The organism is Defluviitalea raffinosedens, from assembly GCF_016908775.1.
GTDB classification, from domain to species: domain Bacteria; phylum Bacillota; class Clostridia; order Lachnospirales; family Defluviitaleaceae; genus Defluviitalea; species Defluviitalea raffinosedens.
This window is the reverse complement of record NZ_JAFBEP010000005.1, coordinates 26,954-40,781: the sequence shown is the minus strand read 5'-3', so window position 1 is coordinate 40,781 and position 13,828 is coordinate 26,954. Positions and strand designations below refer to the sequence as shown.

At 38.1% G+C, this 13,828-nt stretch carries 15 protein-coding genes and 1 riboswitch; of the genes, 11 read left to right on the top strand and 4 right to left on the bottom strand.

All coding sequences use genetic code 11. The features are described from left to right. Nucleotides 1-45 precede the first annotated feature (45 nt). Entirely contained in the window at nt 46-759 is a 714-nt protein-coding gene (locus JOD07_RS05580) for a YwaF family protein (RefSeq protein WP_204612722.1), read from the top strand. On the opposite strand, the gene aguB is transcribed toward JOD07_RS05580, so the two are convergent. Both aguB and aguA read right to left on the bottom strand, forming a co-directional pair. After that, a complete protein-coding gene (aguB, locus tag JOD07_RS05575; protein WP_204612720.1) occupies nt 756-1,628 on the bottom strand; it encodes an N-carbamoylputrescine amidase in 873 nt (290 codons plus the stop codon). The two genes, JOD07_RS05580 and aguB, sit on opposite strands and share 4 nt — an antisense overlap. Beyond that, entirely contained in the window at nt 1,628-2,683 is a 1,056-nt protein-coding gene (aguA, locus tag JOD07_RS05570) for an agmatine deiminase (protein WP_204612712.1), read from the bottom strand. The genes aguB and aguA overlap by 1 nt, the downstream gene beginning before the upstream one ends. A gap of 260 nt (nt 2,684-2,943) precedes the next feature. Between aguA and JOD07_RS05565 the strand changes: the two genes are divergently transcribed. From JOD07_RS05565 to JOD07_RS05520, 10 genes are all read left to right on the top strand, one after another. Next, a complete protein-coding gene (locus JOD07_RS05565; RefSeq protein WP_158739576.1) occupies nt 2,944-3,588 on the top strand; it encodes a hypothetical protein in 645 nt (214 codons plus the stop codon). 12 nt (nt 3,589-3,600) lie between these two features. Further along, nucleotides 3,601-4,059, top strand: coding sequence for an HRDC domain-containing protein (locus JOD07_RS05560; protein WP_158739577.1), 459 nt, complete (start codon nt 3,601-3,603; stop codon nt 4,057-4,059). A gap of 44 nt (nt 4,060-4,103) precedes the next feature. Continuing rightward, nucleotides 4,104-5,273 carry a 5-(carboxyamino)imidazole ribonucleotide synthase gene (purK, locus tag JOD07_RS05555; protein ID WP_204612697.1) on the top strand — a complete coding sequence of 390 codons (1,170 nt, stop codon included), beginning with the start codon at nt 4,104-4,106 and terminating at the stop codon, nt 5,271-5,273. A 5-nt stretch (nt 5,274-5,278) separates the two neighbouring features. After that, entirely contained in the window at nt 5,279-5,800 is a 522-nt protein-coding gene (purE, locus tag JOD07_RS05550) for a 5-(carboxyamino)imidazole ribonucleotide mutase (protein WP_158739579.1), read from the top strand. Nucleotides 5,801-5,871: 71 nt separating this feature from the next. Continuing rightward, nucleotides 5,872-5,973: riboswitch (purine riboswitch) on the top strand. Nucleotides 5,974-6,164: 191 nt separating this feature from the next. Beyond that, nucleotides 6,165-6,875 carry a phosphoribosylaminoimidazolesuccinocarboxamide synthase gene (gene purC / locus JOD07_RS05545; RefSeq protein WP_158739580.1) on the top strand — a complete coding sequence of 237 codons (711 nt, stop codon included), beginning with the start codon at nt 6,165-6,167 and terminating at the stop codon, nt 6,873-6,875. A 21-nt stretch (nt 6,876-6,896) separates the two neighbouring features. Next, nucleotides 6,897-8,306, top strand: coding sequence for an amidophosphoribosyltransferase (gene purF, locus JOD07_RS05540; RefSeq protein ID WP_158739581.1), 1,410 nt, complete (start codon nt 6,897-6,899; stop codon nt 8,304-8,306). Continuing rightward, on the top strand, nt 8,296-9,327 hold the full coding sequence (purM, locus tag JOD07_RS05535) for a phosphoribosylformylglycinamidine cyclo-ligase (protein ID WP_158739582.1): 1,032 nt from the start codon (nt 8,296-8,298) through the stop codon (nt 9,325-9,327). The genes purF and purM overlap by 11 nt, the downstream gene beginning before the upstream one ends. Next, nucleotides 9,315-9,941, top strand: coding sequence for a phosphoribosylglycinamide formyltransferase (gene purN, locus JOD07_RS05530; RefSeq protein ID WP_158739583.1), 627 nt, complete (start codon nt 9,315-9,317; stop codon nt 9,939-9,941). The genes purM and purN overlap by 13 nt, the downstream gene beginning before the upstream one ends. Before the next feature lie 41 nt (nt 9,942-9,982). After that, nucleotides 9,983-11,242 (top strand): phosphoribosylamine--glycine ligase, encoded by a 1,260-nt coding sequence (gene purD, locus JOD07_RS05525; RefSeq protein WP_204612695.1) that lies wholly within the window; start codon nt 9,983-9,985, stop codon nt 11,240-11,242. A 115-nt stretch (nt 11,243-11,357) separates the two neighbouring features. Then, a complete protein-coding gene (locus JOD07_RS05520; RefSeq protein WP_158739585.1) occupies nt 11,358-11,522 on the top strand; it encodes an aspartyl-phosphate phosphatase Spo0E family protein in 165 nt (54 codons plus the stop codon). A 52-nt stretch (nt 11,523-11,574) separates the two neighbouring features. Here JOD07_RS05520 and JOD07_RS05515 read toward each other — a convergent pair whose 3' ends face one another. Beyond that, entirely contained in the window at nt 11,575-12,651 is a 1,077-nt protein-coding gene (locus JOD07_RS05515) for an NAD(P)H-dependent flavin oxidoreductase (RefSeq protein ID WP_204612693.1), read from the bottom strand. Nucleotides 12,652-12,811: 160 nt separating this feature from the next. After that, complete coding sequence (locus tag JOD07_RS05510) at nt 12,812-13,696, bottom strand: LysR family transcriptional regulator (RefSeq protein ID WP_158739587.1); 885 nt, start codon at nt 13,694-13,696, stop codon at nt 12,812-12,814. Nucleotides 13,697-13,828 lie beyond the last annotated feature (132 nt).

Genomic DNA, 13,828 nt, shown 5'->3' with positions numbered 1-13,828 from the left:
TTATGCATATAGTAATAATAACGAGTGCAAAAAGAAGGAAGCAGCATGAAAGACTTTTTTGGAATACACTATAAAGGAAATGCTTTTCATGCATTTTCATATGCACATCTAACTACTATTTTTGTTATAGTCTTTCTTTCTTTTATGATATATCAGTTCAGAGAAAGATTAAGGGAAGGCCGAATCAATCAATGGATGAGATATGCAATGGGAGTGGCTTTATTGATCCAGCAAAGTCTTCTGTATCTTTGGTATCATGTAAACGGATTGTGGTCTTTTGCTGTATCCCTTCCCCTTAATCTATGTGAAGCGGCAGTACTTCTGTGTATTGTGCTATTATTTACAGGATCCAAACGAATCTATGAGGTATTATATTTTTGGTCAATCGGCGTGTTGTCGGCAATCATTACTCCTGATTTGAATGGATATAACCCTTCTCATTTTATGTTTTATCACTTTTTTATTACCCATGGACTGGTTGTTATTGCTGTTTTGTTTATGACCTTTGTCAATGGATACAGGCCTCAGAGAAGTTCTGTCGGAAGAGTAATGCTTATAACGAATATGTATATGTTTTTTGTTGCTTTTATAAACATCATTACAGGAGGGAACTATCTTTTTCTTCGCCAAAAACCCGTAGCATTTTCAATTATGGATTATTTAGGTCCCTGGCCCTGGTATATCCTTTCTCTGGAAGGAGTAGCTTTGGTCGGTTTTATATTAGCTTATCTTCCATTTAAAAAAGACGGTGCCTGCTAATTAGAGGCACCGTCGCTGGTTAAGAGGGTTTTATACATTTCTGGTCTTCTGTCTCTGAATACACCCCATGCAATTCTTTGATTTCTTAATTCATCCAAATCAAATTCAGCCGTAAGTATGGTTTCAGTAGAACGGTCTGCTTCAGCAATTTTTTCTCCAAAACCATTGGTAATAAAAGAAGAACCATAGAAAGTAATACTGGAGTCTTGGAAGGTCTCCGTTCCAATTCTGTTGGATGCCACCACAGGCATCATATTGGCAGCAGAATGGCCTTGCATGGTAAGTTGCCAGTGATTCTTGGAGTCATATTGCGGATTCTTTGGCTCAGAACCGATGGCTGTAGGGTAAAATAGAATTTCAGCCCCCATCAGGGCCATGCAGCGAGCAGTTTCAGGGAACCATTGATCCCAGCAGATTCCGACACCTATGGTGCCAAACTTCGTATTCCAAACTTTAAATCCTGTATCTCCCGGAGTAAAATAGAATTTTTCTTCATAGCCCGGTCCATCAGGGATATGGGTTTTTCTGTAGGTTCCAAGTATTTTTCCGTCAGCGTCAATCACTGCCACTGAGTTATAATGTGCATTATTTTTCTTTTCAAAAAAGCTGATTGGAAGCACTACATTTAATTCTTTTGCAATGGATGAAAAATGGGCAACTGCTTTGTTGGCAGAGAGTTCTGAGGCCAAAGCAAAGTATTCAGGTTTTTCTTCCTGGCAAAAGTACAGAGTTTCAAACAATTCCTGAAGAAGAATGATATTTGCGCCCTGTGATGCTGCATTTCTTACCAGTTTTTCTGCATTTTTGATATTTTCATCTATATTTTTACTGCATTGCATTTGCGTTGCGGCAACGGTTACTTTTCGCATCAAATCACCTCTTTCATCATCATATAAGGATTCCCTGCGGGCATTTGCTGAGTGATACAGTGAATATTGCCTCCACCTCGGACAATGGGAAGTCCATTAACAGGAACGATTTTTCTGTCAGGAAATATACCCTGCAGGATATTTAGGGCATTTTCATCAGCTTCCTGACAAATACCTCCAAATACAGGAACCACAATTCCGCCGTTGGTAAAGTAAAAGTTAATATAACTAAGAGACAGTCGTTGGCCTTCTTCATACATTGCAGGAGGCTGTTCAATTTCAATGATTTCGAAGGAGCGTCCTTTTGCATCCGTTGAATGTTTCAGAATTTCTATATTCTCTTTTGAAATATCGTAATTAGGATCTGATGGGTCCTTGCAGGTTTGAATGAGTATGGTTCCCGGCTTTGCAAAACAAGCAATATTATCTACATGACCGTCCGTTTCATCACCATATAATCCTTTTTTTAACCAGATGATTTTTTCTACGTTGAGATAATTCATTAAAACAGATTCTATATCTTCTTTTGACAGATGGGGATTTCTGTTGGGGTTTAAAAGACATTCTTCAGTCGTAAGGAGCGTTCCTTCCCCATCTACATGAATGGAGCCTCCTTCTAAAATAATAGGTGCATCAAAGCAGGGAATGTTTAATTTTTTTAAAAGACGGAAAGCAACCTGATTATCATTTTCAAAAGGATAGTATTTTTCACCCCAGGCATTAAATTTCCAGTTGATACCGGATAGTTCTCCTTTTTGGTTTATCAGAAAGGTAGGACCGTTATCCCGCATCCAGGAATCATCATGGGGGATTTCCAGTAATTGCACTTCAGGACCGCAGTAATGGGATGCCTGAAAGATCGTATCTTTATTTACAATCATAACGACAGGTTCGAATTTTGCTATCGCTCTGGCAACATCTCCATAAGCTTTATAGGTTTCTGTGAGATGTTCGTGCCAGATTTCTTTCCTTGCCGGCCATTCTAAAAAAGTACAGGCGTGGGGATTCCATTCTGGCGGCATCGTATAATGACATGATTTAGGTATTTTACTCATTCCAAAGACTCCCTTCAACTGGAAAAATGGCAAAGAAGAAGTCTATCGCTTAAGAGCAATAGACTTATGTTAATTCAATTTAAAACACCGTATCATACTGACAAGATGGATTCATTATAGAAAAAAACATCTCTATAGTCAATATAAAAAAAATGGAGAAATACAAACTTTTTGGAGAAATATTTCAATATTTGTGATATATTTATTTTATGATACAATGCCTATAAGCAGTGAAGATTTACATTTATGGAGGTAGAAATATGCAGACATTTAAGGACTTGACATTTAAAAAAAGGGTGGAACATATTTTTTACTATTATAAATGGCATATGCTTGCGGCTGTGATGATGCTAGTTTTTATGACGAATTTGATTGTGACTATTTCTCAAAAAGATAAAAACACGCCTTTGCTTACAATTTCCATTCAAGGCAACCCTCAGAATTATGACCAGATCACAGCTTGGGAAGAAGAGATTACCAGTAAAATAGCAGCCCCTGACACTGAGCAAAAGGTAAGGGTGGATTATTACCCTATTCGTTTAGAAAATGAAGATCAAATTTCCGCTGCCCATACTCAGAAATTTGCAGTGTTATTGGCGGCGGGGGACCTGGATGTGGTATGTCTGGATGAAGAATTATTCTTAGCACAAGCTGCAAAGGGATATTATCATCCTCTGGACCAATTGCCTGAGCTGTCCGATGTTTTAGATAAAATCGAGACAAGAGCTGTAAAATCCAAAACAGATGATGATTCCAGCGAGCATATATATGGGATTTGGGCTAAAGATTTGGAAGCACTTGAACAACTCGGAGAAAACACCGAGAATAAGGTCATAGGAATAATAAGAAATTCAAAGAGGCTGTCCTACAGTATTGACTTTATTAAGTTGATACTTCAAGAATGAGGAGGGAGCTTTATGAAATGTAAAGTTTTTAGGCTTAGAGTAGATGGAGAATATCAGGCAGAAGATGAAGAGCATTTAAATCAGTTTTTGGAAGCTGTGAAAGTGCATCAAGTTCACTCAGCTTTTGTTGGAGCTGAATTAAACTACTGGTCTGTTCTGATCTATTATGATGAAATCGTACAAGAGCCTGTTAAGGATTCCATAAACTCTGCTTTAACTTCAGAGATTCCTCTTAATTCTATGCAGAAAAAATTATTCGATATTCTCATTAAATGGAGAGATACTCAGGCAGAATATGAAAATTTACCTGCCTATGTTGTATGTTATAATCAATGGATTCGTGAAATAGTAACCATGCCGGTGAAAACACTGGAAGATTTTAAGAAAATCAAAGGATTTGGAGAGAGACGAATCAAAAAATATGGAGAACAGATACTAAAAATTATGGAAGTATATCAAAAAATCAGCTAAATTTAAATATGAAAATATCAAAAGAAGTGTAGAGGTGGCATGACATGACAGTAAATCTATTAAAGCAAAAAATAGGGATCATTGGCGGAGGACAATTAGGTAAGATGATGATTTTAGAGGCCAAAAAAATGGGATTTTATGTGATTATCCTGGATCCTACCTTTAATTGTCCTGCCCACAGTATTGCAGACGAACATATCGTAGCGAATTTTAACGATACAATCGCTATAAGAAAATTAGCCGACAGAGCAGACATCATCACGTATGAATTTGAGCACATTGATGCAGAAGTACTCAAAGTTTTAGAGGAAGAGGGGCATAAAATATATCCTACTCCTAGAAGTCTTGAGATTATTCAGAATAAATATGAACAGAAAATGCTCCTGAAGAAAAAGAGGATTCCTGTTCCAGAATTTATGTATATCGCGGATGAAGAGGATATGATGGAAGCAGGAGAACAATTTGGCTATCCTTTTATATTAAAAAGCTGCAGGGGAGGCTATGACGGAAAAGGAAATGTGGTTGTACATAGTCCGCAGGAAATCAAAAGTGCTTTTGAAAGTCTTGGGGGCTATGAACAAGAATTAATGGCAGAAGAATTCATACCTTTTACTAAGGAAATATCCGTATTGGCCTGCAGAGGGATAGATGGCGATATAGCAGTTTATCCCGTTGGTGAAAACGAACATGAAGACAATATCCTCATTCAGACAAAAGTACCTGCTCAAATTACAAAAACCCTTACAACGAAGGCAATGAGCCTTGCCAACAGAGTGATGAAAGTATTTGAGGGCGTGGGCATGTTTTGCGTTGAAATGTTTGTGACAGAAGACAAAAGAATACTGATTAATGAAGTTGCCCCAAGACCTCATAACTCAGGGCATTATTCCATTGAAGGCTGTGTGACTTCTCAGTTTGAACAGCACATCCGTGCGATCACCGGACTTCCCTTGGGAGATACGACCCTTATTCGTCCTACGGTCATGAGAAATATCTTGGGAGACATGGAAGGAAACGGAGAAGCCTTTGTTTATGGAGCAGAAGAGGCGCTCAAAGTTCCTGGGGTAAAAATACACATTTACGGGAAAGAAAATACCAGTCCCAAAAGGAAGATGGGACATCTGACAGTTACAGCCCAGACTTTGGAAGAAGCGGCAGAAAGAGCCCAAATAGCAGCGAACACTATAAAAATTAGCCCAAGAAAGGAGAATTAATCGTAATGAAGGCACAAGTAGGCATTATTATGGGAAGTGATTCAGACCTTCCTGTGATGAAAGAAGCAGCGAGGATCCTGGATGAGTTTGGGATTTCCTATGAGTTAACGATTGTATCCGCCCATAGAACGCCTGACCGATTGTTCCAATACGCAAAAGAAGCAAGAGATAAAGGTTTAAAGGTGATTATTGCAGGGGCAGGAGGGGCTGCCCACCTCCCCGGAATGGTCGCTTCTATTACCACTGTTCCGGTTATAGGAGTACCAGTAAAGACTTCTACTTTAAGTGGAATGGATTCACTTTATTCCATTGTTCAAATGCCTCCCGGAATTCCGGTGGCTACGGTGGCCATTAACGGGGCCAAGAACGCAGGAATTTTGGCGGCTCAAATCATTGGAAGCTTTATGCCTGAAATTGAAAAGAAGGTTATGGACTATAAGGTGAGTCTTAAAAATATGGTAGAAGAAAAGGCGGCAGAATTAGAGAATATTGGATATAATGCCTATATCAATAAAATGAATATGTAAAACTCGAACATTAAATAACAAATTTAAAATAAGATTCGTTTTTCTATTGACAGTATTTATTCTATGTGGTACATATATAGATGTAAAATACTCATATATGCTTAATAATATGGTTTAAGCGTTTCTACCAGGGAACCGTAAATTTCCTGACTATGGGTGAATATGTCTAAGTTAATGTTCGTGTTTTACGGTATTGTTATGCCTTTTTTGGATAGCAATACGTTTATTTATTAGACAGATTTCATGCATATGAAATCTGTCTTTTTTATTACATAGGAAATCTTAAGGATTTCCCATGTAATAAAAGCTTTCAAGCTAAACTTTTTCTTGAAGAAGAAATCATATCCTTAAGGGGGATTCAAAAGTGAAAAAGATGGATTTATTGTATGAGGGAAAAGCAAAAAAGGTTTACAGAACGGAAGATGAAAATTTATACATTGTTTCGTATAAAGATGATGCAACTGCTTTTAACGGTTTGAAAAAAGGAACCATCAATGAAAAGGGAAGTATTAACAACCGAGTATCCAATCACTTAATGAAGCTCTTGGAATCTAAAGGTGTTCCGACCCATTTGGTAGAAGAAATCAATGACAGAGAAACCATAGTCAAAAAGGTAGAGATTGTACCATTAGAAGTTATCGTCAGAAATATTGCTGCAGGAAGTTTGTCCAAAAGATTAGGATTAGAAGAAGGATCAAAGCTTAGAAGAACTGTTTTGGAATACTGCTATAAGAATGATGATTTAGGGGACCCTATGGTGAATGAATACCATATCTTAGCCCTTGATTTGGCTACAGAAGAAGAGCTTAAAAAGATTGCCGAACTTTCCTTTAAAATCAACGAGATTTTAACGGATTATTTAAAGGAAGTGAACATAGAACTCATTGATTTTAAATTAGAATTTGGAAGAACCCCCCAAGGGGAAATTATTCTTGCAGATGAGATTTCTCCTGATACTTGCCGCTTCTGGGACAGCAATACAAAGGAAAAATTAGATAAAGATCGTTTCAGAAGAGATTTGGGCAATGTTGAAGGGGCTTATCAGGAAATCTTAAGACGTCTTATAGGAGAATAGGATATCGAGGAGGAGCTTTTGATGGATCAAGAGTTTTGGGAAGATAAATTTCATGATGAATGTGGCATTTTTGGAATTTACAACAAAAACAATTTTAATCCTGCTGAAATGACTTATTTCGGATTATATGCCCTGCAACACAGGGGACAAGAAAGTGCAGGCATAGCAGTCAATGATAATGGTACAATCATTTATCATAAAGAAATGGGCATGGTATCGGAAATATTTGATGATGTTGTGATCGGGCATCTTCAAGGAAAAGTGGCTATAGGGCATGTAAGATATTCAACCGCAGGAGAAAGTTTAAAAGAAAATGCCCAGCCTTTAGTCATTAAATATACGAAGGGACATATGGCAGTGGCCCATAATGGAAATTTGGTCAATGCAGATCAAATCAAAGAAGAATTAGAAGCTAAAGGATGTATCTTTCAAACAACCACCGATTCTGAAGTTATAGCAGCGCTTCTTTCAAGAGAACGTATTAAACATCATAGTATAGAAGATTCATTGGTGGAAGTTATGAAGCAAATTAAAGGTGCTTATTCCCTTTTGGTGATGACACCTCATAAGCTCATTGCCGCAAGGGATCCACTGGGTATGAGACCTCTTTGTATAGGTAAAAAAGAAGATTCTTATATTTTTGCTTCAGAGACGGCGGCTTTGGACACTGTAGGTGCTGAGTTTATCAGAGATGTGAATCCCGGAGAAATTGTTATCGTCAATGAAGACAATCTTCGATCCATTCAAACAGAAGTGCCTGAAGAATCCAGGATGTGTATTTTTGAATACATTTATTTTGCTCGTCCGGATAGTGTGATCGATGGCGCCTCCGTATATGAAGCAAGGTTGGAAGCAGGCAAAATCTTGGCAAGAGAATATCCGGTAGAAGCAGATTTGGTTATGGGAGTGCCGGATTCGGGACTGGTGGCAGCCCTGGGATATGCAAGAGAAAGCGGAATTCCTTACGGAGACGGCTTAATGAAGAATCGTTATATAGGAAGAACCTTTATTCAACCCAGCCAGGGAATGAGAGAACAGAGTGTGAGACTAAAACTCAATCCTTTTAGAAGCCAGGTAGAAGGAAAGAGGATTATTCTGATTGATGACTCCATAGTAAGAGGAACTACCAGTAAACGCATTGTGAAAATGTTAAAGGATGCAGGAGCGAGAGAAGTGCATATGAGAATCAGTTCTCCTCCTGTTAAGTATCCCTGTTATTTTGGGATTGATACCCCTCACAGGCAGCATTTAATTGCTTGCCATAATACTGTAGAGGAGATAGCAGAAACTATTGGAGCAGATACCTTACAGTTTTTAAGTATTGAAGGACTTAAGAAAACCCCCATAGGGGCCAGATGTGGTTTTTGCACAGCTTGCTTTGATGGAAACTATCCTATTGAAGTGTCAAAGGAGGAAAAATATGAGTCTTAATTATAAAGCTTCCGGAGTGGACGTAGAAGCTGGATATGAAGCAGTTCGTTTAATGAGGGACCATGTAAAAAGTACATTTCGTCCAGAGGTGTTAACCGATATAGGAGGCTTTGGAGGTTTGTTTTCCATTGCAAACCAAACCATGAAAGACCCCGTGCTTGTGTCGGGAACTGATGGCGTTGGAACGAAGCTTAAAATTGCATTTTTGATGGATCGACATGACACGGTTGGGATTGATTGTGTTGCCATGTGCGTGAACGATGTGATCTGTTCAGGAGCAGAGCCCCTTTTCTTTTTGGATTATATCGCTTGTGGAAAAAACATCCCTAAGAAAATTGCTCTTATTGTAAAAGGGATTGCAGATGGCTGCAGACAGGCAGGGGCTGCTCTTATAGGAGGAGAGACAGCAGAAATGCCGGGATTTTATCCTCAGGATGAATATGATATTGCAGGTTTTTGTGTAGGGATTGTAGACAGATCAAAAATCATTGATGGAAGTACTATTAAGAAAGGTGATATACTTATTGGAATAGCTTCCAGCGGAATCCACAGCAATGGCTATTCCCTGGTCAGAAAAATCTTTCACCCCAGTAAGGAAAGTATGACGGAATATATTGAAAAGCTGGGATGCACTTTAGGAGAAGAACTCTTAAAGCCCACTAAAATATATGTAAAAGCCATTAATAAGCTTAAAGAAGAAATTAATGTAAAAGGCATCAGCCATATTACAGGTGGCGGATTTATTGAAAATATCCCAAGAATGCTTCCTAAAGGTCTGGGGGCAAGAATAGAAGAAGGAACCTGGGATATACCTCCTATATTTGATATGATGCAAGAGCTTGGGAATATTGACAGAAAACATATGTATAATACATTCAATATGGGTATAGGAATGGTTTTAGCCATCGATGAAAGCGAAAAGGAAAAAGCTCTTTCCGTACTGACAGAAGCTGGAGAAAAAGCCTATGTGATCGGCAGTGTAGTTGAAAGTGAAACAGAGGTGGATTTATGCTTAAAATAGGGGCATTAGTTTCAGGAGGCGGAACCAATCTTCAGGCCATTATTGATGCTATTGAGAACGGAAAAATAAAAAATGCCAGGATTGTAACAGTTGTCAGTAACAAGCCCCAGGCTTATGCCCTGGAGAGGGCAAAAAACCATGGGATTGAAGGTGTTTGCATAGCGCCAAAAGATTTTAGTAACAGAGAAGCTTTTAATCTTGCACTGATTAAGCATTTTGAAGAAAGACAAGTAGACCTGATTGTTATGGCAGGTTATTTAGTGGTGGTTGGAGAAAGCTTTGTGAAGCATTTCAGGAATCGTATTATGAATATTCACCCTTCCTTAATCCCCTCATTTTGCGGAGATGGATATTATGGCCTTAAGGTACATCAGGCCGTGCTGGACAGAGGGGTTAAAGTTACCGGTGCGACAGTACATTTTGTCGATGAAGGCACCGATACAGGGCCGATTATTTTACAGAAAGCCGTTGAAGTCAGACAGAATGATACGAAAGAAACTCTTCAAAAACGGGTTATGGAAGAAGCAGAGTGGATGATTTATCCTGAGGCCATCAGATTATATGCAGAAGGCAAGTTAAAAGTACAGGATCATAAGGTCATCATAAGTGAGTGAATCTAGAACTTAGATTAGCCATCTATAATGGAGGTAAGTTTATGAAAGTATTGGTTGTTGGCAGTGGTGGAAGAGAACATGCGATTGTATGGAAAATTGCCCAAAGTAAAAAAGTGTCTAAAATATTTTGCGCACCAGGAAATGGCGGCATAGCGTCTTTAGCAGAATGTGTGGACATCGAAGCCACAGATATAGATGCTTTAGCAGATTTTGCACAAAAGGAACAAATTGATTTCACAATTGTGGGGATGGATGATCCCTTAATGCTTGGAATTGTGGATAAGTTCCAGGAAAGAGGATTAAAAGTATTCGGCCCAACGAAGAAGGCAGCGCTTATTGAAGGCAGTAAGGCTTTTTCAAAAGCTCTTATGAAAAAATACAATATTCCTACAGCTGCTTATGAAGTTTTTGAAGATCCTACAACTGCCATAGAGTATTTAAAGACTCAGTCTTTCCCCATTGTTGTAAAGGCTGACGGATTGGCCCTGGGGAAAGGGGTTTTAATCTGCAACAGTTTTGAAGAAGCAAAGGATGCTGTACATGCCATCATGGAAGAAAAGAAGTTTGGAGATGCAGGGAATAAGGTCGTGATAGAAGAATTTATGGAAGGGCAAGAAGTATCCATTTTGTCTTTTTGCGATGGTAAGACCATTATTCCGATGGTTAGTGCACAGGATCATAAAAGAGCTTTGGACAATGACCAGGGGCTTAATACCGGAGGTATGGGAACTTTCTCACCCAGCCGTATTTATACAGAGGAAATCAATGACTATTGTATGGAAAAGATCTTTAAGCCCACTTTGGAAGCTATGAGAGAAGAAGGAAGGCCTTTTACAGGAATTCTTTTCTTTGGGCTTATGATTACTAAAGATGGAGTTAAAGTATTGGAATACAATGCAAGATTTGGAGATCCTGAAGCTCAGGTTGTGCTTCCAAGATTAAAAGGAGATCTGCTTGAGATCCTGGAAGCTTGCGTAGATCAACGTTTACATGAAGTTAAAGTAGAATGGGAAGATCATGCAGCTGTATGTGTTGTATTAGCTTCAGGAGGCTATCCGCTTTCTTATGAAAAAGGCTATCCGATTGCAGGGCTGGAAAACTTCAAAGATGCAGAAAATATGATTATATTCCATGCCGGAACTGCTAAAAAAGGTGATCAGATTGTCACGAACGGAGGCAGAGTTCTAGGTGTCACCGGAATTGCAAAGACCCTGGATGAAGCAATTAAAACAGCTTATCAGGGAGTAGAAAAAATTTATTTTGAAAAAATGCATTACAGAAAAGATATTGGAGTGAAATGAGATTAATCTTTGCTTACAAAATCTACATATATGGTAGCGTTTATTTTTTAAAAGATTACAGATACTAAAAACAAGCAGACCAAATAAGCCAAGATACTTCAAGGTGGGAATTTGAATGCCGTATGGACAGAATGCTGATGAACTTAAAGAAAAAATTGAACAGGTAAGGAAACGTTTAAACCATTTGATTGATTTAGAAGAAAGTAAAATTTCTACTACGGAGGTATTAAAGTTAAGTCAGGAGCTGGATGATTTGCTGGTTGAGTATCAAAAAAGCTAAATAAAGTAGGGAATATTCCCTACTTTATTTATATTATTATATAGAAAATTCTTTACGTTAAGGCAACTTCTGCATGGCTTACCAGTTCATTGATTAATTGCTTAACGGATATGATTTTATTTAATTTATAGGCATTGCTTCCCGTAAAAATCAGCCCATTTTTTACATCGCCTTTTACTGCCTGTATAAGCGCTTTTGAGATACAATAAGGAGTTGTAGCAGGATTGCAGGGTTTCAGGCAGTTATAACATTTCGCAACTTTTTGATTGGTTTCTTCCAGTGCTTTAATGAATTCATTTCTGATGGCTCTTCCGGGCATCCCTACAGGACTTTTTACAATCTGAATGTCTCCTTTGGAAGCTTTAAGATAAGCTTCTTTATAGTTTTCATGGGCGTCACATTCCCGGGTTGCAACAAACCGTGTGCCCATCTGAACCCCCGATGCTCCTAATTTTATAAAGTTTGCAATATCATTTCCGTCAAAAATACCTCCTGCAGCGATCACGGGTATTTTTTTATTGTATTTTTCTTCAAATGGTTTGATGGCTGTCAGCACATCTTTTACAATATCTGACAAGCTAGGCAGAGGATTTGATTTAAGCTGTTCCAGAGAAAAACCTAAATGTCCTCCGGCATGGGGGCCTTCTACGATTAATGCATCGGGAAGATATTGATATTTTTTATCCCACATTCTGGTGATGACAGATGCAGCCTTACCTGAAGAAACAATGGGAATGATTTTGGAAGCGGAATTTTTCACCAGTTCAGGTAAATCCACAGGAAGTCCCGCGCCGCATATAATCAAATCGATCTTTTCTTTCACTGCAGCTAGGACCAGCTCCTTATAGTTGTTCATTGCTGTCAGGATATTTACCCCGATGATGCCTTTAGGGCTTAATTCCCTGGCTTTTTTTATTTCTTTCTGAAGAGCTCTTATATTCGCGCCTTTATTGTCCGTTTCAAAATCAGGCTCATTAAATCCAATCTGAACGCCGGAAATAACACCTATGCCGCCTTCGTTTGCAACAGCAGAAGCTAAATTTGATCTGGATATGCCTACCCCCATTCCTCCTTGAACAATGGGGATTTCTGCTATGAGATTTCCTATTCTTAATGAAGGAAGTTTCATCCTACCACTTCTCCTTTTTTGAAAATCAAATATTTTGATAGTCAAAGTATATAGAAAAAAGTATACCCTGTCAACGGGTCCTTTTAAGTTAATTGATCTTGCCTGCAAGAGAGCAAATTTTTTTATTTCATGAGTGTAGTCTAGCCACTTTCATGTTAATTTAATGAAGAAGACTGATAAATCGTCTTGCCCCTATAGAAAGAGGAATGTGTTTGTGGGTTATGATCCCTAAACTTCTCTCAGGAATTTCTTCTTTTACATTGACAATAAACACTTCCTTTTTCTTCAGCTGTTCTTCAATACAATTTTTCCATACAAAAGTAATTCCAAGGCCGATTTTTGACATTTCAACTAGGAGGTCAATGCTGCCGAGTTCGATTTCGGGGACAATATGGATTTTATTTTTTACCAGCATAGAGTCGAAAAATTCTCTTGTAGTAGTTTTATGTTCCAACATGAGGAAAGGATATTTTCCCAATTCCTTTAGAGATACTGTACGATTTTTAAGTTCCTTAAACTGCATTCCGGCGATGAAAACATCCTGAATAGGCTTGATAGGTGTGACTTCCATGGAAGATGTAACGTAATGATTGGGAAGATTGGATACGATAAAATCCACATTGCCTTGCTTTAAATACTCCACACATTTGGGGGAAGTTCCATTGGTAACAAGAATTTTAATTTTAGGGTAAAGTTTGTGAAACTCTTTAAAGTAAGGCATAAGATAATATTTGCAGATGGTATCACTGGCGCCTATGCGTATTTCACCCTGTTCCAAGGAATGGATTTCATCGATGGTCCGTTCTGCGCTTTTAATCAGATTATATGCTTGTTCAATGTGTTTAAACAGAATTTCCCCATCTTTTGTAAGTTGAACCCGTTTCGTATTTCTGAAGAATAATTGAATATTGAGTTTTTCTTCCAGAGTTTTTATGGATTGGCTTACGGCAGACTGAGAAATGAAAAGTTTAGCTGCTGCTTCAGAGAAACTTAGGGAGGAAGCTACATGATAAAATACTTTATACAGTTCGAAATTAACATCCACTTATTAGTCCTCCTTATAAAACCTATTAAAATAATTAATTTTATTTATTAATTTTACCATGATACAATAAAGCTGTAAATGCTATAAAGCATATTAAGAGATCATGATGGATATAAAAATGGGGGATTGAGA